The 406-nt window shown below is 75.1% G+C and carries 1 protein-coding gene; it reads left to right on the forward strand.

Annotated elements, in window-relative coordinates:
• Positions 1–406, forward strand: a 406-nt coding sequence (locus tag CCN56_RS45300; RefSeq protein ID WP_256962399.1) for an acyl-CoA dehydrogenase family protein, incomplete at both ends; no start/stop codon positions are given.

Below are 406 nucleotides of genomic sequence, written 5' to 3' on the forward strand. Positions count from 1 at the left end.
GCCTGGATCACCCACGGCGGCAAGGCCGACTTCTACGCCCTCTTCGCCCGCACCGCCCCCGGCGGCCACGGCATCTCCTGCTTCCTCGCCCCCGGCGCCACCGAGGGGCTTTCGTTCGGCGCGCCCGAGCGCAAGATGGGCCTCCAGGCCGTCCCGACGACGGCCGCGTACTGGGACGGCGCCCTCATCGAGGAGGACCGGCGCATCGGGGACGAGGGCCAGGGCCTCCAGATCGCCTTCAGCGCCCTCGACAGCGGCCGCCTCGGCATCGCCGCCTGCGCGACGGGCCTCGCCCAGGCCGCGCTCGACGCCGCCGTCGTGTACGCCAACGAGCGCACCACCTTCGGCCGCAGGATCGTCGACCACCAGGGCCTCGGCTTCCTCCTCGCCGACATGGCCGCCGCCG

The organism is Streptomyces sp. NRRL B-24572 (assembly GCF_002156145.1).
In the GTDB taxonomy this organism is placed as follows: domain Bacteria; phylum Actinomycetota; class Actinomycetes; order Streptomycetales; family Streptomycetaceae; genus Streptomyces; species Streptomyces vietnamensis.